The organism is Mycolicibacterium sp. HS_4_1 (genome assembly GCF_054515875.1).
In genome coordinates this window covers 961,709-980,025 of sequence record NZ_CM137261.1, presented here as the reverse complement: position 1 = coordinate 980,025, position 18,317 = coordinate 961,709, and the positions used below count along the sequence as shown (strand labels likewise).

At 64.6% G+C, this 18,317-nt stretch carries 21 protein-coding genes and 1 tRNA gene; 4 read left to right on the top strand and 18 right to left on the bottom strand.

Annotated elements, in window-relative coordinates:
• Positions 1-327 precede the first annotated feature (327 nt).
• The 5 genes from ACX12F_RS04640 to ACX12F_RS04620 form a co-directional block, all read right to left on the bottom strand.
• A complete protein-coding gene (locus ACX12F_RS04640; RefSeq protein WP_459368474.1) occupies positions 328-957 on the bottom strand; it encodes a cutinase family protein in 630 nt (209 codons plus the stop codon).
• A gap of 134 nt (positions 958-1,091) precedes the next feature.
• Positions 1,092-1,793: a hypothetical protein gene (locus ACX12F_RS04635; RefSeq protein ID WP_459368473.1), complete on the bottom strand. Its 702-nt coding sequence runs from the start codon at positions 1,791-1,793 to the stop codon at positions 1,092-1,094.
• Positions 1,794-1,819: 26 nt separating this feature from the next.
• Positions 1,820-2,218 carry a hypothetical protein gene (locus ACX12F_RS04630; protein ID WP_459368472.1) on the bottom strand — a complete coding sequence of 133 codons (399 nt, stop codon included), beginning with the start codon at positions 2,216-2,218 and terminating at the stop codon, positions 1,820-1,822.
• Positions 2,215-2,844 (bottom strand): hypothetical protein, encoded by a 630-nt coding sequence (locus ACX12F_RS04625; protein ID WP_459368471.1) that lies wholly within the window; start codon positions 2,842-2,844, stop codon positions 2,215-2,217. The genes ACX12F_RS04630 and ACX12F_RS04625 overlap by 4 nt, the downstream gene beginning before the upstream one ends.
• A 21-nt stretch (positions 2,845-2,865) precedes the next feature.
• Positions 2,866-3,477 carry an MspA family porin gene (locus ACX12F_RS04620; protein WP_459370238.1) on the bottom strand — a complete coding sequence of 204 codons (612 nt, stop codon included), beginning with the start codon at positions 3,475-3,477 and terminating at the stop codon, positions 2,866-2,868.
• A gap of 268 nt (positions 3,478-3,745) precedes the next feature.
• On the opposite strand from ACX12F_RS04620, the gene ACX12F_RS04615 reads away from it, so the two are divergent.
• Positions 3,746-3,964 carry a hypothetical protein gene (locus ACX12F_RS04615; protein WP_459368470.1) on the top strand — a complete coding sequence of 73 codons (219 nt, stop codon included), beginning with the start codon at positions 3,746-3,748 and terminating at the stop codon, positions 3,962-3,964.
• Positions 3,965-4,033: 69 nt separating this feature from the next.
• Here ACX12F_RS04615 and ACX12F_RS04610 read toward each other — a convergent pair whose 3' ends face one another.
• The 6 genes from ACX12F_RS04610 to ACX12F_RS04585 all read right to left on the bottom strand — a co-directional run bounded on the left by ACX12F_RS04610 (position 4,034) and on the right by ACX12F_RS04585 (position 9,354).
• Positions 4,034-4,675 (bottom strand): hypothetical protein, encoded by a 642-nt coding sequence (locus tag ACX12F_RS04610; RefSeq protein WP_459368469.1) that lies wholly within the window; start codon positions 4,673-4,675, stop codon positions 4,034-4,036.
• A 4-nt stretch (positions 4,676-4,679) separates the two neighbouring features.
• Positions 4,680-6,308, bottom strand: coding sequence for a hypothetical protein (locus ACX12F_RS04605; protein WP_459368468.1), 1,629 nt, complete (start codon positions 6,306-6,308; stop codon positions 4,680-4,682).
• A 295-nt stretch (positions 6,309-6,603) separates the two neighbouring features.
• Positions 6,604-7,221, bottom strand: a complete 618-nt coding sequence (locus tag ACX12F_RS04600; RefSeq protein WP_459368467.1) for an LppU/SCO3897 family protein — start codon at positions 7,219-7,221, stop codon at positions 6,604-6,606.
• A gap of 62 nt (positions 7,222-7,283) precedes the next feature.
• Complete coding sequence (locus ACX12F_RS04595; RefSeq protein ID WP_459368466.1) at positions 7,284-7,775, bottom strand: hypothetical protein; 492 nt, start codon at positions 7,773-7,775, stop codon at positions 7,284-7,286.
• A gap of 11 nt (positions 7,776-7,786) precedes the next feature.
• Complete coding sequence (locus ACX12F_RS04590) at positions 7,787-8,173, bottom strand: hypothetical protein (protein ID WP_459368465.1); 387 nt, start codon at positions 8,171-8,173, stop codon at positions 7,787-7,789.
• Positions 8,173-9,354, bottom strand: coding sequence for a hypothetical protein (locus tag ACX12F_RS04585; RefSeq protein WP_459368464.1), 1,182 nt, complete (start codon positions 9,352-9,354; stop codon positions 8,173-8,175). The genes ACX12F_RS04590 and ACX12F_RS04585 overlap by 1 nt, the downstream gene beginning before the upstream one ends.
• Before the next feature lie 566 nt (positions 9,355-9,920).
• Between ACX12F_RS04585 and ACX12F_RS04580 the strand changes: the two genes are divergently transcribed.
• Complete coding sequence (locus tag ACX12F_RS04580; RefSeq protein ID WP_459368463.1) at positions 9,921-10,196, top strand: hypothetical protein; 276 nt, start codon at positions 9,921-9,923, stop codon at positions 10,194-10,196.
• A 76-nt stretch (positions 10,197-10,272) separates the two neighbouring features.
• On the opposite strand, the gene ACX12F_RS04575 is transcribed toward ACX12F_RS04580, so the two are convergent.
• The 3 genes from ACX12F_RS04575 to ACX12F_RS04565 all read right to left on the bottom strand — a co-directional run bounded on the left by ACX12F_RS04575 (position 10,273) and on the right by ACX12F_RS04565 (position 12,365).
• Positions 10,273-10,346, bottom strand: a tRNA-Leu gene (locus ACX12F_RS04575).
• Positions 10,347-10,430: 84 nt separating this feature from the next.
• Entirely contained in the window at positions 10,431-11,216 is a 786-nt protein-coding gene (locus tag ACX12F_RS04570) for an EAL domain-containing protein (protein ID WP_459368462.1), read from the bottom strand.
• 69 nt (positions 11,217-11,285) lie between these two features.
• A complete protein-coding gene (locus ACX12F_RS04565) occupies positions 11,286-12,365 on the bottom strand; it encodes a sensor domain-containing diguanylate cyclase (RefSeq protein ID WP_459368461.1) in 1,080 nt (359 codons plus the stop codon).
• Between the two features lie 259 nt (positions 12,366-12,624).
• On the opposite strand from ACX12F_RS04565, the gene ACX12F_RS04560 reads away from it, so the two are divergent.
• The gene (locus ACX12F_RS04560) at positions 12,625-13,215 is read left to right on the top strand and encodes a hypothetical protein (protein ID WP_459368460.1); all 591 of its coding nucleotides are present in this window, start codon (positions 12,625-12,627) and stop codon (positions 13,213-13,215) included.
• A gap of 55 nt (positions 13,216-13,270) precedes the next feature.
• On the opposite strand, the gene ACX12F_RS04555 is transcribed toward ACX12F_RS04560, so the two are convergent.
• On the bottom strand, positions 13,271-13,807 hold the full coding sequence (locus tag ACX12F_RS04555; RefSeq protein WP_459368459.1) for a carboxymuconolactone decarboxylase family protein: 537 nt from the start codon (positions 13,805-13,807) through the stop codon (positions 13,271-13,273).
• A gap of 115 nt (positions 13,808-13,922) precedes the next feature.
• On the opposite strand from ACX12F_RS04555, the gene ACX12F_RS04550 reads away from it, so the two are divergent.
• The gene (locus ACX12F_RS04550; RefSeq protein ID WP_459368458.1) at positions 13,923-14,522 is read left to right on the top strand and encodes a CGNR zinc finger domain-containing protein; all 600 of its coding nucleotides are present in this window, start codon (positions 13,923-13,925) and stop codon (positions 14,520-14,522) included.
• Here the strand turns inward: ACX12F_RS04550 and ACX12F_RS04545 are convergent.
• From ACX12F_RS04545 to ACX12F_RS04535, 3 genes are all read right to left on the bottom strand, one after another.
• On the bottom strand, positions 14,519-15,745 hold the full coding sequence (locus ACX12F_RS04545) for an RNA polymerase sigma factor (protein ID WP_459368457.1): 1,227 nt from the start codon (positions 15,743-15,745) through the stop codon (positions 14,519-14,521). The genes ACX12F_RS04550 and ACX12F_RS04545 overlap by 4 nt on opposite strands.
• Positions 15,742-16,125 (bottom strand): YciI family protein, encoded by a 384-nt coding sequence (locus ACX12F_RS04540; protein ID WP_459368456.1) that lies wholly within the window; start codon positions 16,123-16,125, stop codon positions 15,742-15,744. Before ACX12F_RS04540 ends, ACX12F_RS04545 begins: the two co-directional genes overlap by 4 nt.
• Positions 16,126-16,268: 143 nt before the next feature.
• Entirely contained in the window at positions 16,269-17,915 is a 1,647-nt protein-coding gene (locus tag ACX12F_RS04535) for an acyl-CoA synthetase (protein ID WP_459368455.1), read from the bottom strand.
• Positions 17,916-18,317: the final 402 nt, after the last annotated feature.

Below are 18,317 nucleotides of genomic sequence, written 5' to 3'. Positions count from 1 at the left end.
GCCGACCAGCTGTCGCTATAGCCGAGGAGAAGGCAGCTGCGGTGCGGATGGTCCGGAAGCTGCGCGCCGGTGCGTAGTTCGGGTACGAGAATTCGCGCTGGGCGAAGCGGCGACCAGTCCAGTCGCACGTCCGCAGCGGAGGCCTACGCCGAGAGTGCGGCATATCGGTGCGTTCACCGGCGTGTCGTCACGGCAGCCCGCACTTTCGACCGAGCACCGCACACGCTCGGCGTCGCTAGAGTCGGGCAGATGGTGGCCGAGTCGGCATCGCCCACCCCTGTACAGCGCTCGAATGCTTGCGTGGTGGGATTCCCGGATCGCGGAAAGCTAGAGGCGACTGGCAGCGAAATCGGCTGCCTCCGTGACCTTTCCGGACTGCACGTAGGAGCCGTGGGCACCGACGTCGAACCCGCCATCCACCCAGCAGATCGGGTCACCCGGGGCGCACTCGTCGATGGAATTGGCCGCGTACTGCGGTGCCAGCTCGGGCAGCGGTCCGCCGGCGAGCATGCCCGCGAAACCGGTGCGGGGTGCGCCGAACAGTGCGGTGGCGGCCACGCGACTGGCGAGCTGGGGTGCCGCGTTGGTGGCTCCTTCGATGACCGCCGCACCCTGCGAGTAGCCACCGAGCACCATCTTCGTCTTGGGGCAGGTGGCCGCGGTGGACTCGATGACTGCCCGCGCGGCGTCGATGCCGGCGGGCGTGCTGACGGCGAAGTCGCTGCTCGCCGGGTAGTCGACGGGCGTCGCCTCGACCGAGCGCGGCGCGATCCGGGCAGACAGGTCGTCAACGAAGGGGCGCCCGACACTGCCCAGGCCCGGCCCCTCGCTGGTACCGCGGGCGAACACCACCTGGACATCGGGGCACGGCGCCGCGGCGGCGAGTGCGGGGGCGATTGTCGGGATGGCCGGGGCCAAGGCGACGACTGCAAAGATCAACGCGAGGTTGCGGGTCATACCAACCGATCGTAGGCAACCGACGCGAAACTTCTCATACCTTCGTGACACACCCAACGACCGGTACGGCGTGTTCCGACGAATGCGATAGCGAGCAGGCCAGGCAGATCACCAGGCCTCTCTCTGCGGTTATCTCAAGACCTGGTGCTGTCGGCGCCTGCGGGTTTGGTGGTGGCGGCGATGGTCTGGTTGAGGGTGGCGATGGCGACGGTGGGGTCGCCGTCGGGGTTGGCTTTGCCGTCGGTGAGGTATCCCTGCACGGCGACGGTGGTGCCGGGTTTGAGCACCCAGTCCGCGGCGGTGGGTATCAGTTTGTTGGCGGTGATCACCACCGAATGTGTTGCGCCGTCGCCGGTGAGGGCGCTCGCTGAGCCGCCCCACGATTTGCTCGGCGCGGTCGGATCGACCAGGGTTACCGAGGCCATACCGACGGTGGTGCCGCTGTAGGTCAACCGCACCTTGATGGGCCGTGGCGGGCAAGCTGTTTGGCAGTCAGAGCTGTCGCCCTCTTGCCATACCGCGTCCACGCTCAGGGTCGCGCCCGTGCCTTGTGAGGCGACGCAGTATCCGGTGGAGCTGTCGAATGCCGATCCGGTCTGGCAGTGCTTGATGCCGACGGGGCCGGCGGGCCCGCATTTCTGGTAGGCGGTGGGGTCACCGGGGACCGGGATGTAGGACGCGGTGCCTCCGCTGACGTTGGCTTCCGAGCAGGTCTGTGGCGGGGCTTGCCGGAAGTCGGTGCTTGGTCGCGCTGCCGCGGGCCCGGTGCCGGCCAGGCACGCCGCCGTCATGGCGGCGGTGATGCCCCAGCCGATTCTGGTGGCGGTCATGCGCATTGCAGGCTCCTTTGCGTTGTCGGTTGTCAGCAACCGTCGCCGATGGTGTCCATGGCCTTGGGCAATCGGGGTGCCGGTACGGCCATGTTGTTGTAGCCGGGGTTGGCCGATTCCCAGCCGATCATGTAGCACACACCCGGGCGCTCGACCAGGTTGGCTGTCCAATTGTTCAGTGTCGGTTCGCATGTGGCCGCGTCGATGTCACTGATGCGGATAGCGCGGTCGGGCTTTCCGGGTTCGTGCAGCCACTCGATGAGGTTCCCGAAATGCGGCAGCGTGCATGGCCCGGCTGCGTGTGCCGTCGACGTCGACGGCTGGGGTGACGACGACACCGGGGCCGGTGCGGCGTCGTGATGACCGGAACAGCCGGCAACCAGGGCGGCCACGACCGCCCCGGCCCCGGCTAATCCGTTGCGTTGTTTCACGAACTCGGCGACACCCCGGCGGGCACCTGGACCGGCGGCGGACCCGACGGTGCCGGCTCCGGTGTCGCAGCCGGCGTGGCCGCCGCCGGCTGCCCGCTGGCCGCCTCCAAGATCGGCGCCGGCTGCCCCGGCACCGCGGGCGCGGTGGTCGGCTGCGCCGACTCGGAGCCCGGCGCGGACTTGGGCGCCGCACCGCCCGGATCCTCCAGAGCCGAGCCCTCCATGCCGGCTCCGATATTGGTACCCGGGGCCACCGTGGGCAGCGTGGGGTTCGGACTCATCCCGGCCCCGATCCGGTACCGGGTACTGCTGGAGGTCAGCAGGTTCGCCTTGTTGGGGCTCAGCCCCAAGGCGCTGCCGGGCAAGCCGTCGGCGTTCATCGCCGGATCAACACTGGCCGCCGCCCGGACACCGCGAGCGTCGTAGGCAGCCGGCGGCGGGCTGGTGATCCAGTTCGGGGCGAACGTGTAGCTACCCATGGTCGGGCTCACCGGTGCCGGCGGCCCGGGAAACCACGGCAGCACCGGTGGGGCCGGCTGGGCATCGGCCACCCCCGGCGCCAGCGGTATCGCCAGCAACCCCAGGATCACACCCAGCGCCTTGGGCCCTAGTCCTTTGCGCGACATGATGATTCGATTCCCCTTGCGTCAGATCTTGCTCGGGTCGCCGTAGATCGCGAACTCCGTGTGCGACTTGGCAGTGGAAATCCTCAGGTAGGCATAGGACCGAATGTTGACATCACCACCGCAGGCGTCGGCCTTGATGTGAATGTTGTCGATGTCGAGCATCGCGGTGCCACTATCGGACAAGGCCATGTTCGCCAACGGCAGATCCACGATGACACCCGGCTGGATCACCGTCTGCACGAACCCGGCCGCACCGATCGTGCCGCTGACCCCGGTCAACGGCAACCCGGCCGACCCCGCCGCACCACCGGTACCACCGAGCTGCAGACCGGTCGACACGTCGGACTGGCACCCCAACTGATACCCCAGAATGAAGATGCTGTCGGTGATCGGGCTCGACCCACCGGTCGCGGTCGCCGTCCCCGACGCGGTCACAAAGCCCTCCCGCGAGTTCACCGCCGCGGCCAGGTTCGGCACCGAATTGATCGACTCATGATCAATCTTGATCTGCAGATGCCACCCATCACGGCTGACCTTGTCGTACACCTGCGGAGCCATCTCGGCAGGATCGGCATGCGCGACTTGCGGGGCAATCGCCGCGGTGGTGCAAAGCACCCCGCCCGCGGTACACATAGCGGCAACTGCCAGAGTTGCGGCCCGCAGTGGAGCTGCAGCTGTCATCGAAATGCCTCACTTTCCAACATGTTTAGAGCTTCTGGCGCGCAGACCCGCGCTAGTACGGCGAGACCGGCTCGCAGCTAGCAGCACGGTAACAACGCTTGGTGATGTCAACGTGATTTTTAACGGATTCCATACGGCACGGTCCCGCGAATATCCACGCAACTACCGCGTCAGCGACCTCCCGAATCGGGAGACAGCTTGACCAACGCCGGTCGGGGCGGTGAGCAGAACACCGAAGTCGAGCGTGCGGGCGGCGCCGGAAGCGTTTACCAGCGGGCAGTCGTCCGCGCTGCGCTTCACCGGCGAAGATCATGCGCTCACGGCCCTGTTCAATCGCGTTCCGCGCGAGTCCGACAAGCTCGCCGGTCACCTTGCGAATGACGGCCTTTTCACCGACATTGGCTCTACTGAGCGCTCGGAAAATGTTCACCGACAATAGAATCGGGCGCCACGCAGGCTGGGTCGAGAATCGGCCAATCCAACGCTGCCCGTCCCCACGGAGAAACTCCTACCGGTGCAAGGGATCGGGGTACCGATGGGCAGTCGGTGATTGCGCATTCGTGACGACAGCACGCTTGGCCGACGCAGCCGTTGCCGTGGGTCCGGCCAGCACCAGCCCATGGCCGAGCGGGATTTCGCCGAACAAGTCGAACCGACCCTGACGCTTGGCGACCTCGGTCCCCGCGATCGCCAGTGTCCCTGTGATGATGCAACGCCCGGATTCGATCGCTGTGATCCGACCTTGCCGAACCACCAGAACCACCAGGTCCATGTCGAAGGAGATGGACAACTCCACCTCGATGGTGCCGGCCGACTTGCCGTTGACGAACACCTCGAGAGTCCATGGGTGACTGAACTCGATTTGGTGCGTCACCAGCTTCACCGTCTCCCGGGCGGCCGCGTTGTCGCGGGTACGGCGGGCGGCCTCCACGAGTTCCTTGAACTTCGCCCATCCGTCGACCGCCAGATCGAGCAGGTTCAGCGACAGGAGCTCATCGGTTTGCGTAGCTACGCCGCTCTCGACGAGGGGCGAAGCCCCGGGAAAGCGGGCAACGAGGTTACTGACCGTTCCGCTCTGGTGCAGCGAGTCGGCAAGCGCCCGCGCCGGTTGGACCGACGCATCGCCGTACAGCAGGTCTCGCACGGTCACCGTCTCAGTCAACGCGGATGCGATCATCATCCACCCCTCTCAAGGTCACGACATCGGGCTGAGAATGCACTGCGACTTGCACGGCGTACGTCACTTCGCCGGCCGCTGGCGTCGCACGCAACGCGACGACCGCAGGGCTCCCGGGCCGCACGGTCACCCGGACCCGCGGCGGCCGAAGTGCGCGGCGACTGACGTGGACGGCCGCGGCCAATAGGACCACCGCGATGACCGCGGCGACCAAGACGAGCGGCCACCATTCATGCGGCGGCGGTGGCGTTGGGAGGATGGGCGGCGGTGACACCGTGGGTGTCGTGATGGGCGGCGGCACCGGCAGACCCACGGTCACGATGGTGAATTCTCCGGTGTCCCAGGCTGATCCATCCAAGCAGGAGGCACGCACCGTGTGGCTGCCCACCGCGGCATCGGAGGGGACGGCGAACCATGTCACGAAGTTGCCCAATCCATCGACATCCACCTCGAACCGTGGCGGGGCGCCATCCCACGACAGCCGCACCGTCCGCGCGTGGTCGGCGCAGGTGAACTGCGAGCCGAAGGCATGCACCGGATCTCCGGGATGTCCTTGTGTCGGCTCGAGCGAGATAGCCGCCGCCGGGGTTCCCTGGTTCGTCACCGGGCTGACGACCGTGAACTGCTGACTGGCTGCGACGTCTGGATCGTCGGCGCAGGCGGCCAGCACCGTGTACTCGCCGGCGGATACCGTCGCGGGAACAGTGAACGGAACACGAAAAGTGAAGGGCGAGGCCGTGATCGACGGAGTTCGGTTACCGTCCCAGAACAACTGCACGGTGCCGCTGTCCGGGCAGGCGAAGCCAGTACCCGTCGCCGTCAGTTCCGTGCCCGCGGCTCCCTTTGAGGTGCTCAGAGTCAACGTGGGCTTCGGGGTCTCGACCACCGTGAAGGGTGCGCTAGCCATAACTGTCGTCTTGTGCGGGGCCCCGCATACCGCGGTGACGGTGTGTGCGGTGGCCGGGCCGTCCGGAACGGTGAACGCCAGACTGCCGACGGCGGGGTCAACGGCCTTGGCGGCCAAGGATTGGCCGTCCCACTGCAGGTGCGGAGCGTCGAGACACGTGCCGAAGCCCTTAGGTGTAGCCGTCACCTGCGAGCCGGCGGGCCCTTCTACGGGATCCAGTGTGAGAGTGGGCTTGTCGGTCGCATTGACCGTGAACGACGCCGAAGCCATCGTGCGCGCCCCATCCAGGAGCCGGCACACCGCGGTGACCCTGTGTGCACCGCCTGGACCATCCGGCACGGTGAACGTCAGATCGCTGTCGGCAGACAGCGCCCCGCCGTCCCACAGCAGGTGCGGGGTGTCCTCGCAGTAGTCGAAGCCCCTGATGGTGGCCGTGACTTGCGTTCCCGCGGCGCCGTGGGGTGGCGCCACCGCGAGGGTGGCCGTGTCCGGGTCCGGCGCAGGTGCCGGTGGCAATGACTTGAGCGCAGCTGAAGTGGTCGTCGTGGGCGCGGTCGGCGACGGCACAGTCGTTGTTGACGACGTGTCGGCGAAGACCACGCCGGTGCCCGCGAATGCGATGGCTAACGAGATCGCGCATCCGCGGGCCAGCACACCGGCCGCGCGGCGGGAGTAGCGGCGAGAACGTAGCGCACCCATGGCGGCTCACCTCCTCTCCCCTGAAAGCATCAGGCGATGGAGCCAGGCCCTCGCGAGTAGCGCGGTACTCGTTTCTCAGGTGAGGCTGCCGGGGAGGTGAAGTGCTGACGGGGTTGTGGGCGCAGTACCAGCTGAGTGCCCCCGTCGGACTCGAATCGATTTCACGGTGCAGATCATTCGCGCGGCCACTCATAAGACCAGCAACCCCACACCCACCGAGTTTCCAACCAACACAGGGAAGCTCTTCACCTAGTCTCCCATCGCTTACTGAGACGCAGTCAGCTCTCAATGCCTGTCAAGGTTCCTGGGTTTGGGTGCAAACTGTGAACCGGCGCGCGGGGTGGGTATACCCGCCGTCTGAACATCCGTCGAGGGTCGTGGTGTTGAGGATGACCATTGTTGGCTTGATTTTGCTGGAGATGTTGGGGTCAGCACAGTTCACCTTGCTGACAAGCGGACCGAGTGCGATGCATGTGGTGCTGTCCCACGCCAGATCCAGGCACGCTGTGTATTGGCCCGTGCTTTGGGAATTGTGGTAGTAGGAGCGGTCGGTGTCACCGCACTCCTGCGGAGTATTGACCCTGCGTACGACGCGGTAGGTGTTCTGGAGTGAGTTGCAGTCAACGATGGACAAGATGGCATCGGTGGTGGTGCCGGATAAGTTCGCGCAGGCCCCGACAGGTGCTTGAGCCTCGCCGTTCGGGGTCAACGTGGGCGGGCCCACGAACTGGCCAGGGATGTTGGCGAAATCAGGTGATGGCTTGGGCGGGGCGTCGGTCTGCGATGTGCTGGGACTCGCGTTCGACGCTGATTCGACCTGCACGCACCCGGTTAGGCACGCGATGCAAGCAAGAAGAACGACGGGCACATGCCGTGCCGCTTTCCTGCACTCTCGCCATGGCTCCAGTGCCATCGTTCGGTACGGCATACGGCTGCTCCACGTCGGCACACTCCGTGGTCTGCGGTAGTTTGTGCTCAACCGACGCTCCATCCGACAATGCGATCGCCGTCGGGCGTGTGATCCTGGACGTTGCATATCTGCCACGGATGATTGGCCGTGTTGAACGTTACCGTCCAGTTGACTTTCTTCGTTGACGACTCACCTAACATGTACACGCGCGTAATTTCTACTTGAGCGACCGTTTTATCGGCGCTGCGTTGCGAAACGAATACGCTGTCAATCTGCGCCTTCTGAATGAGTTGATTGCGCACGATCTGACTCTGATGAAATTGATCGGCGGGCGTCTTAGCCAACTGTTCGCGCAGCGGACCGCAAGTCATGCTGTTTAGAAGTTCGGGCATCGAAAGCTGTTTCGATTCCACGTACCGTCGCAGATAGGACAAGTCTGCCTCGGTTACGCCAATCTGCTCACGCTCGTGCTGTCTCGCGACAAAAACCCATGTGATAGCGCCGGCTGCGAGGGCTGTAACTACGGCGAGAAGAATGTACGTGCGGCGACCCGTCAAGTCCGTTCGCCTCATGATGGACGGCCCTCGTCTGAAATATCGTGAATCGATCGCACGCGTTGGGTCTCAGCGGTAGAGCCGAACCAGTAGATACTGTTGCGCGAGTTCAACCCGGAATTAGCAAATGATATTTCGCGGTAAGGGTGCGACTCGATGTCCGCCGCAAAAATGATATTCGCAAGATCCTCGGCCGACAAATTTCCATAGGATTCGAGACTATCCTCAACGCTTATAACATCCCCGATTATCAGTTCTGTTGCCGTATTCTCATGCACGAGATAGATGAAGTCACCCTCAGCCCAAGCAGCAAGCACATTGTACCGCCACGGCGACTGCGCTTTTCTCATACAGTTTAGCAATTCGATCAGTGTGGATCGTGCAAATTCACTGTCAGCCATCAGCGCGGCTTCCCGGGATTCCTGGGTATCGTATTCATTATCTGTGGACAGATTTCACTACCAACACAGTACATCGTAATAATACCTTTTTGTAGCCCATCGGTTTCGCCCGCGTTGACGGTCTCGACGATAACCTCCAGGTCGGCAATATGCTCACTGTCACAGCCAAGCCCCATTTTGTCGCATTCCCACACATTTATCGGTGCGGTGTACTTGATAGCCGAACCACCGCAGGGAACCGGGTCCTTCAGCATCCCGATCAGTGCGTAGATGGAATCGAGATTTGTTAGTCCGTGTTTGTGATAAATCTTGTCGTAGCCGTACCCCCTTCCTCGTCCGCTTCTCGCAGTTGGGTCCCAGTAGCCCCGTCGGAGAATGGTCAGTCGCCCCTGACTGTCGCTGGTGGCAACCAGTACTTCATTGTTTCTGCTGCTCGTGTCCGCGCCCGCGTCATCGTCTTGTTCGCCGCACTGATTTTTCTGGCCGTCGTCTTGCGTCGGCTGATGTTTCTGCGGCCCAGCTTGCTCGGGTGCGCAATTGCATTGGCCGAGGCCGGGGAGATCGCGGCCGGGGGTGGGACGCCCACCTGTCATCGATCCACCCGCGCCGGCGCCAACTTTCCACACCGACGAGCCGTTGCTCACCTGGTAGAAATCCGCGGCCTGCTGGCATTGCTGTTGACGTTGCGTAGAGTCCTCGTCTCCGCGCTGATTCTGGTCGTTCGATTGGGATTGTTGCCCCTGGCTCGGTTGGGCTTGTTGAGGCTGCTGCTGCGGAGCTGACGGCACTACCGACACCGACGGCTGTGCCGCCGTTTGTAGCGGAGCGTCGTAATCAGGTGGTTGGCTGCCGTTGGCTGGCTGCAACTGCTGCGGGTAGTTGGGGGCCTGCTGGGAGCCGTCCTGGCCACTCGGGCTTTGCGGAGCGCCGGAGTTGTAGATGGATATGCCGTTGCCCTGGTCGGGTGCCGGGTAGGAGCCGCTGTTGTACCCGTTGGGGGGGCCGCTGGGCATATCCGGTGGCTGCATGGGGAAAGGCGGGGCACCGCCCGAGCCGCCACCAGAACCCCCGGTCGGGCCGGTCGGGGGTGGTTGTCCGGTGGCCCCAGGCAGCGCCGATAGGCCGGCCTCGCCGGGAGTGTCGCGGTTGATTACCACGACCCCCGCGACCAGCACCGCCATACCCGCTGTTGCTGCCATCGCGCGTTGCAGGCCGCGGCATACCCGCGTTCGTTTCGCCACAGATCTAGCCCCCCCTATCCCCAGATAGCGCCGCGCACTCCCCTACACGGTCAGCTCGGGGCGATCATCATGGATAGCGGACTGGCACGTCAATAGGCGTGGGCGTGTCGGGTAGTTAACAATGCGTGTCGTCGCGGTGCGTCCGAACTTCTGCAACCCACCTCCCAAAATGCGGCCGCGACGCGCTGGTATTCAACATCGGGTGGGTATTCGAGCAAATACGTCATCGGCGCTCGCCTCCGGCGATTCGCTCGAGTCGCTTAGTGCACAACTCGGCTCGCAGGCCGCCGATATCCAAATGGAAGTTCAAAATTTCGGGGTCGCCGGAAAAACTCGGACACAAACCCGGACCGTGTCCGCCCCCCGGGGTCGAATATTTTCGACGGGGGGCGATCACAACGCGGAGAGGGGGAGTCGGGCATCAGCAGAGTGGCGGGCGAAACGCCAAGCGCCGGTCGAGTGCCACCGCGGTTCGACGGCTCGGTTGCCGAGTACATCAGCAAGACATGGCCGAGATGGATGCACGACAAGTTCAACCGTTGGAACGTGCCCGATGGCAACGATCGAAAAGTACGAGACTGTTTCGGGCACAACGCTTTACCGTGCCCGACATCGAACATCGGATCGGCGGCAGCCAGACAAGCGAGGCCAGCGTCAAGGTCGTTCAGCGGACGCTCGGGCACTCGTCGGCGGCGATGACGCTGGACGTAGACGCCGACTTGTTCGATGACGATCTCACCGGAGTTGCCGACAAGTTAGATGAGACCGTGGGCAGAATGTAGGCGCGGAGCCGGTCAGGCACCAGCCAGCAAGCCTGAAAATCGCCTCTACCAGCCAGAATGGCGGCGTTAACTCGAGTGCCCCCAGTCGGACTCGAACCGACACTTGGCGGATTTTAAGTCCGCTGCCTCTGCCAATTGGGCTATGGGGGCTTGATGAAGCGGCTATCAACCTATGACGCGGACACCAGCCCGCTGAATCCGACCCCAACCACAGGCCGGAGGAGCCGGCGCACCCTAGAACGTCGGCCGCGCGTCCTCATCCACCACGCCCAACACCTCGGAGGCCGGCAGCGGCGGGCTGAGGAAGTAGCCCTGCAGCACATCGCAGCCGAAATCCCTTAACTGTGCGGCTGATTCGGCGCTTTCGATCCCCTCCGCGACGGTCTCGAATCCGAGCTTGTGCGCGAGGTCGATGATCGCGCTCACCACCACAGCAGCGCGCTCGTCGACCGTCACCCGTGCGATGAAGTCCTGGTCCAGCTTGATCTCGTGGATCGGCAGGTCGGAGAGGTACGTAAGCGCGGAGTACCCGGTGCCGAAGTCGTCGAGGGCGATCCTGATGCCGCGGTTGGCCAAGTCGGCCAGCACTGTTCGGGTGTCTTCCATGTTGTCGACGAAAAGATCTTCGGTGATCTCGACTGCGAGCGCCGTCGGCGGCAACCCGCGCTCGTCCAAGGCCTGACATAGCTGGTCCGGCAAGTTCAGGTCGCTCAGCAACGGCGCGAAAAGATTAACGGCCACAGGCACTTTCGCCTCGGCAGTGTACCACTGCAGGGCGTCGTCGAGCGCCATGTGGACCACCAGACCCGTGGCCTGGCCCATCAGGCCGTGCTGACGCACCAGCGGCAGGAAGTCCGCCGGCCGCAGTAAACCGCGGTCGAAATGGCGCCAGCGCAACAACGCCTCCACGCCTACGACCAAGGCGGTGCGCGCGTCGAATTTCGGCTGATAGACCAGCGACAGTTCGTCCCGGTCTATTGCCTGACGAAGTTCTACGAGAAGCTCTGAGATGGCGTTCACCCGCCCGTCATCGACGCCCGCACCCTAGGCAGACCATTGAACCAGCGTGGCATCGCAATCCGATCGTTTTCAACGCCGCCCGGGTTCGGCGCGCTTCTCCTCGTACATGAGTCCGTCAGCGCGGGCCAGCAGCTCTTCGAGCGTGCCGGTGTCGGCAGGCCACACGTGCAGCAAGCCGATGCTGGCCGAGAGCCGGTAGATGCGATCGTGGGTGTCGTTGAACGTCTGAAATGCGTCCAGAATCCGCCTTCGGAGGACCGACAGCCCCTCGGGCTCACTGACCAGGACGCAGAACTCGTCCCCGCCCATCCGCCCGACGATGTCGGACCTGCGCAGCGTGGCACGCAAGACCGTGGCCACATCGCGAATGAGCTCGTCACCCATCTCGTGGCCATATTCATCGTTGACGCGCTTGAGCCCGTTGACGTCGAGGAAGGCCACCAGAGCGCTGTGCCCATTGCGCTTCGCCAGTTCGAGGGCAGGCTCGGCGCGCAGGAAGAAGCCGCGGCGGTTCAGTAGCCCGGTCAATTCATCGGAAATCGACAGCTGGTGGATTTCCGCTTTGGCTTTCTCGAGATCGGCCGTGCGGTCACGCACCCGTTCTTCGAGTTCGGTATAGACCTGAACGTTTTCCATCGCGATCGACGTCGAATCGGCCAGCGCCTGCAGCAGTCCGATCTCTCGGGAAGAGGGCTGCCGCGCATACGACCAGTAATTGCCGATGGCCCCGATCGGATCGAGCGTCCGGATCGGCACCATGACCATGCTCTTGACGAACGTGGGTCGGTACGCCTCGTGCGGCACGCGGGCGTCCAGGTCGATATCCGGAATCACCGCCGCGTCCTTGTTCAGCATCGCCCAGCCGCTGACACACGCTTCCATCGGGAACCGCATGCCCTTCCACAGCGGCTCGATCGCGTCCTCGTCGGCGTAGAAGCACTGTCCGTTGTCCCGGAGGATGAAGGTGGCGCCGTCGCAGCCAGTCAGTTCCCGTGCGGCGGTACGGACGATGCGCTGGACGTCGGGCAGACTGCGAGCCATCGACAGCTCCTGGACCGCCTTCATCAGGCGCTCCATGCCCCGGGTGTAGTCGGCGTCCGTGAACTCGCCACCAGTGATCGGCTCAGGTGCCAAGGCTTCTGCGGTCACTGGGCCTCCGTAGGTCCGGGCAATCACTCAAGGCAACTCGACGGGAAGATTATTACGTCTCCGTCAATATAATGGTTGCTGCCGCTACAGGGAGATGAAAGCGAACTTTTCGAACGGATCTCGCGAAGCCGGCCAGATTCGGGTCCTAGAGCCGATGTGACGAGGCCACACTCGGAGTCACTTTGCCACCAAACACCCAGCTTCGAGTGCTAGCTTCGCGCGGTCCTGGAACCGAGCCATCTTTGCTGGGAGTTAACTCGTGAACACGCTGGTCCGTCTGATCGCCGTCCTGATCATCCCCGTCGTCCTGCTGGTGGGCGGCTGCGGGCACAAACAGGCATCGACGGGAAACAACGCCAGCTCGTCGGAGTCCATCCCCGCCGATCCGTCGGGTGACGCCGGTGACGCGGCGCCCATCGCCCAGACCTGCCCGGCGCAGGCCACCACGTCGTTCGCCAAGACCAAGTTCGTCGCGCACAGCGGCCTGGCCTTCGGCGCGTTCCACCGCTGGTTGTGGAAGCCGTTCCAGGCCGGCACCTTCAAGAAGGGTGCCAGTGGCCGGATCACGGCATTCGTCAAGGGCGGCCTCGCGGCGCTGTTCGTGAAACGCGAGGTCCGGCTGGCCGCCACCGACGTGCAGGCCGATCCCACGTTGTGTAAGGCGATCATCGCGCCGCTCGACAAGCTCGGCGACACCGTCCAGGCCGCGTTCGACAAGCTGAAGGGCGGCGACGCCAGCGGCATCACCGACCTGAACTCCTCGATCGGATCGATCGAATCGACCTCTCAGAAGGACGGCATAGCGATCCAGGAGGACGAGAACGCCGACCTGACCAAGAAGCCGGCCTAATCCCTCGCGTCACTCAAGGGTTTTGGCCAGCTTCTTGGGTCAGGGCCGGCCAGGATCACAACGTGACCACGGGCCAATCATTCGCGACACGGGCCATCACATTGAAATAGTTGGTCATGGTGTTCAGCGCCACGTTGGCAACCACCTCGCCGATCTCCTCGTCGGAGATCCCCGCGTCGCGCGCAGCCGCTAGTTCGGCGTCGTTCACGTCGCCGGCGTTCTCGGCGATGGCGACTGCCAGCTTGAGCAAGGCAGCGATGTGCGGGTCATCCGACTCGGCACGGCGGGCGTTGTCCAATTCCACGGCATCGATCTTGGCGAACTTGGCGCCCGTGAAGGTGTGTGCCGACAAGCAGTACTCGCAACCGTTGAGCTGAGCGGACGCGATGGCGAGCCGCTCGCGTACGGCGGGCTTGAGAGTGCCGCCAGCCGCCGCGCCGGACAGTGCCAGGTAGCTCTGCAGCAGGGTGGGGCTGTTGGCCATCACCTTGGTCATGTTGGGAGTCTGGCCCATCGACTTCTTCACTTGCGCAAGCAATTCGGCGGCCTTACCGGTCGCGGCCTCAAGCTCGATGGGGGCGAAGTTGGTCATCGGCGTTCCTTTGTTAGTCCATCCGCCTAAGGGATAGAGCGACGTTTATCCGTTAGAAGCTGTACCCGAGCTTCTAACGGATAGAACACCATCTATCCGTGATAAAATTCCGGGCGTGGCCACCAGTACGCCCGCCTGGATGCTTCCGGATGAGCCAGCCCCGGTGCGGCTGATGAACACCATCTGGGCAGATACCCGCGGCGTACACGACGAACTGACAAGCCCGACGGTGCTGCGCGACTGGCTGGCAGACGTCACCGAGCACGACCGCCGTGTACTGGGCAAGCCGAGTCCAGCCGAACTCAACGACGCCGTCCTGTTGCGCGACAGCCTGCGACGATTGGCTGCCCACGTCACCGCAGACGATCGCCCGACGGCCCAGTCTCCCGTCGGCGAGGTCAGCCAAGCGATCGACGTGGTCAACGGGCTCGCCGCCGACCGTCCGCGCGCCGAACTCACGCTGCACAACGGAGCACTGGGCGCCGTCAGCGCGCAGGTCACCTCACCCATACGAAGTGCGCTTGCAGAACTCGCATACCAAGGCGTCGAGCTGCTCGCCGGACCAGAGGCGATCAACCTGCGAGCCTGCCGCGCACCCCACTGCGTGCTGTACTTCGTGAAATCACGGCCGCGCCGCGAGTGGTGCTCCGAAATGTGCGGCAACCGCGTCCGAGCCGCCAGGCATTATGCCCGAATCCGCACAAGTCAAGCTTAGGCCCGACGCAGCAGGAGCGAGCGCTCCGCCTCGTTGCTGCTGAGCGTGGCAGCGTGAGCGAACGCCGCCGACGCTTCCGCTGTTCTGCCCAAGCGCTCCAACAGATCTCCGCGCACCGCGTGCGGCAGAGGTGACCGGGGCAGCGGATCGGGACCGAGCGCGTCGAGCACGGCCAGGCCCGCCTCGGCGCCGTGGGCACGTCCGTGCGCGACCGCGCGGTTGACCTCGATGACGGGACCCGGCGCGGCGAGGGCCAGCACGTCGTAGAGGTCCGCGATCCGCTGCCAGTCGGTGTCCTCGGCCCGCATCGCGCGGGCATGGCAGGCCGCGATGGCCGCCTGCAGAAAGTAGGTCCCGACGGGAGTGCCCGCCTGGGCAAGTTTCTCGGCGCGCTCGAGCACCTGCAGTCCGCGGCGTCGCAGCAGGTGGTCCCAGCGGGCCCGGTCCTGATCGTCCAAGAGCACCGGCGCTCCGTCCCGATCGATTCGAGCCGGAATGCGCGACGCCTGGAGTTCGACAAGTGCTTGCAGCCCAAGAACATCCGGGATGTCCGGCACCATGGCGGCCACCGTGCGCGCCAGCCGGATCGCTTCGAAGCACAGGTCCGGGCGCGTCCAGTCTTCGCCGGCGGTCGCCACGTAGCCCTCGTTGAACGTGAGGTAGATGGCGGCGAGCACGTCGTCGATCCGGTCGATGCGCTCAGCCCCGACCGGCAGCTCCATGTCCGCGCCGATGAGGCTCTTCTTGGCGCGGCTGATCCGTTGCGCCATCGTCGATTCCGGCACCAAAAAGGCGCGGGCGATCTCGGCCGTGCTCAGACCCGACACCAAACGGAGCGTCAACGCCGCGCGCGACGCCGCAGGCAGCTCGGGGTGACAGGTCAGGAACATGAGCCGAAGCACGTCGTCTTCGATGAAGTCGAGCTGCCCTTCGAAATCCGGCATGTCGACCTCCTCCAGCCGGTGCCCGACTTCCTCGGTCTTGCGGCGCAGCGTCTCGGCGCGGCGGATGTGGTCAATGGCCCGTCGCTTCGCCGCGGTCATGAGCCAGGCAGCGGGGTTGGCGGGGATACCGCGGTCCGGCCATTCCTCCAGCGCGGCGACGAGCGCATCCTGCGCGACGTCCTCGGCGAGGTCGATGTCACGAGTCATGCGAGCCAGCGCCGCCACGAGGCGTGCCGATTCGGCACGCCACGCGGCGGTCACGGCCTCAGCGGTTGTCACCTGGGGCAGGCACCCGGTTCCTGGTCGGGTGCTCCCTCAATCAGATGCATTTCGACGCGGCCCTCCCACTCGGGCCAGTTCTCGCGATGGAGCTCGGTGAACGAACGGGCTCCTTCGACGGCCTCGGCGTGGTTGCGGTACTCGAGCACGGCGTAGCCGCCGATGATCTCTTTGCCCTCGGCGAACGGCCCGTCGGTGGTGCTGAGCTGACCGGAACGGACCTGGTAGCCGATCCGGTTCTCCCCCTGCCCCAAACCGCCACCATCGACATAGATGCCGTCAGCGGCGTTCTTGCCGACGTACACCTCCATCGCGTCCATCAGTGCCTGCGGCGGCGGACCTTGGTTGGGATCCATGATGACCAAACCCATGTAGCGCATTGCGGTGACCTTTCGTCGTCGAGTCAATCCTTCACATACACGTCGAACGGGCGGGGCCGATTTCGACATTGCTCCGGAAATGACTCGTGATCGAGCGAAAGCTCATCGCAAGTTGAGGGGAAATCCGCGCGCGGCGAAGCGCCCTAGACATCCATCTCGACGAGCACCCGGCGCAGCAGCTTGCCGGTTGTGTTGCGCGGCAGCTCATCGATGAACACCACGTCGCGTGGCACCTTGTGGCGGGCCAGGTTGTTCTTGACGAACGCCTTGATCTCGTCGGCGTCCTGCGCCGCGCCCGGCTGCAACACGACAAATGCCCGCAGGCGCTTCCCCCATTCGACGTCGTCGACGCCGACCACAGCCGCGTCAAAGATGTCGTCGCGCTCGGCGAGGAGTTCTTCGACTTCCTGCGGGAAGACGTTCTCGCCGCCGGAAACGATCATGTCGTCGTCCCGGCCGTCGACGAACAACAGCCCATGGTCGTCGAAATGCCCCATGTCGCCACTGGACATGTAGCCGTCGATGATCTGCTTGGTCCGGCCGTCGGTGTAACCGCTGAAGGGTGCGCCGTTGCGGACAAAGATGCGACCGCGACGGTTTTTCTCGTTGATGCGGCGGTCGTTTTCGTCGTACAGCACCACCTCGCACGTCACCGGTGCGCGTCCGGCGGTACCCGGCGCGAGGCGCAGTTCGGCCGGGGTGGCGACGCTGGCAATGGCGCATTCGGTCGAGCCGTACAAGTTGTAGAGCACGTCGCCGAAGATGTCCTGGACCCGGTTGGACAGCTCGGGACTCAACGCCGACCCGGCGATCAGGATCGTGGTCAGCGACGAGGTGTCGTACTTGCCGATCACCTCGGGCCCCAGCTCGACGATCCGGTGCAGCATCGTCGGCACCGCGACGAGCATCTGGGCCTTGTGCTCGGCGATGAGCCGCAGGGTCCGCTCGGCGTTGAATCGCCGGGCCGTCACCACCTTGTTTCCCAACGCGGCGCCGACGGTGTAGGTGGCCCAACCCGTGCTGTGGAAGATCGGCGAGACGATGACCATGGTTCCCTTGCGCGGGAACGGAATTCGATCGATGATCTGCGCTGTCGCCAACGGTGACACCGAGCTGCGCGGCGCACCCTTCGGTAGGCCTGTCGTCCCGCTGGTGAGGATCACCGAGCCACCCGCCTTGCTCGGCGCAGGCAGCGGCTCGGTGGAGTTGGCCGTGACGATCGCGTCGAGGGTCTGTGCGCCGGCCGGGATTTCAGCGCCCTCGTCCACCCAGGTCAACACGCGCGGCATGTCCGCGGGCAGCGCGTCGAGCAGTCCGAGGAACTCGCTGTCGTGCAGCACGACCTTGACGCCTTCGCGCTCACAGACCTGGGCGAACTGCGGTTTGGCGAACCCGGTGTTCATCAGGACCAGCCGGGCGCCGAGCTTGCCGCACGCCACCATGGCAAGGATCAGGCCACGATGGTCCCGGCACAGCAGCCCGACCACAGAACCTTCGGTCACTCCCAGGCCCCGGAGCCCGCGAGCCAGCGCCCAGGACTGGTCGTCGACCTGCCGGTAGGTCAGCGTGCCGCGTTCATCCACCAACGCCGGCAGACCCGCGTATTTGCGCCCACCCTGGATGGCCATCGACGCCTGAGGGCCGAAGATCGGCGCATTCTTCGCGGTCTCCAGCATCACGCCAGGGTTGGCCAAATCCAGAAAGCCGGTCTCGTACAACCGGCGTACCGCGTTCGCGGACTCCGCAAGATGGTTCAGTTTCTGGCGGAGTCCACCCACGATGTCGAACACCTATGCCTCCCGAGTTCGAGGGGTGATCGACCCCACACGAATGGCACGTTAGCCGGTTGCACGCGTCGAGGACACCACCTACCCGGAACTGGGCACGGTACGACGTCAGCTGCGGCCGTGGCAGCTGGTACCTGATGCGCCCCTTGGTCTCTGCGCTGCCGCGGTCTCGACCTGACCGCGCACAAAGACTAGCGGTTTCCTGACACCAGCGACCCCACGTGTTTCCGGGGTGTAAAGACGCCGGACACCACCGGTGGATCGTCGGTCCACATGATGCGAAAAACCCCGCTGAACTGGGAAAACAAACGGCTATCCGAAGCAAATCACGCCCCGATATACTCCCCGAATATGATCCATGTCACTGGGCCCGCAAGGACTCCGTAAATGAACGCACAGGGCCCG

Excerpts from the sequence above, each read along its gene's own strand:
- ACX12F_RS04605 (WP_459368468.1), bottom strand. The coding sequence starts at position 6,308 with ATGGGTGCGCTACGTTCTCGCCGCTACTCCCGCCGCGCGGCCGGTGTG.
- ACX12F_RS04625 (WP_459368471.1), bottom strand. The coding sequence starts at position 2,844 with ATGTCGCGCAAAGGACTAGGGCCCAAGGCGCTGGGTGTGATCCTGGGG.
- ACX12F_RS04540 (WP_459368456.1), bottom strand. The coding sequence starts at position 16,125 with ATGCGCTACATGGGTTTGGTCATCATGGATCCCAACCAAGGTCCGCCG.
- ACX12F_RS04590 (WP_459368465.1), bottom strand. The coding sequence starts at position 8,173 with ATGGCTGACAGTGAATTTGCACGATCCACACTGATCGAATTGCTAAAC.
- ACX12F_RS04640 (WP_459368474.1), bottom strand. The coding sequence starts at position 957 with ATGACCCGCAACCTCGCGTTGATCTTTGCAGTCGTCGCCTTGGCCCCG.
- ACX12F_RS04555 (WP_459368459.1), bottom strand. The coding sequence starts at position 13,807 with ATGACCAACTTCGCCCCCATCGAGCTTGAGGCCGCGACCGGTAAGGCC.
- ACX12F_RS04585 (WP_459368464.1), bottom strand. The coding sequence starts at position 9,354 with ATGGCGGTGCTGGTCGCGGGGGTCGTGGTAATCAACCGCGACACTCCC.
- ACX12F_RS04620 (WP_459370238.1), bottom strand. The coding sequence starts at position 3,477 with ATGTGTACCGCGGGCGGGGTGCTTTGCACCACCGCGGCGATTGCCCCG.
- ACX12F_RS04580 (WP_459368463.1), top strand. The coding sequence starts at position 9,921 with ATGGCCGAGATGGATGCACGACAAGTTCAACCGTTGGAACGTGCCCGA.
- ACX12F_RS04600 (WP_459368467.1), bottom strand. The coding sequence starts at position 7,221 with ATGGCACTGGAGCCATGGCGAGAGTGCAGGAAAGCGGCACGGCATGTG.
- ACX12F_RS04635 (WP_459368473.1), bottom strand. The coding sequence starts at position 1,793 with ATGCGCATGACCGCCACCAGAATCGGCTGGGGCATCACCGCCGCCATG.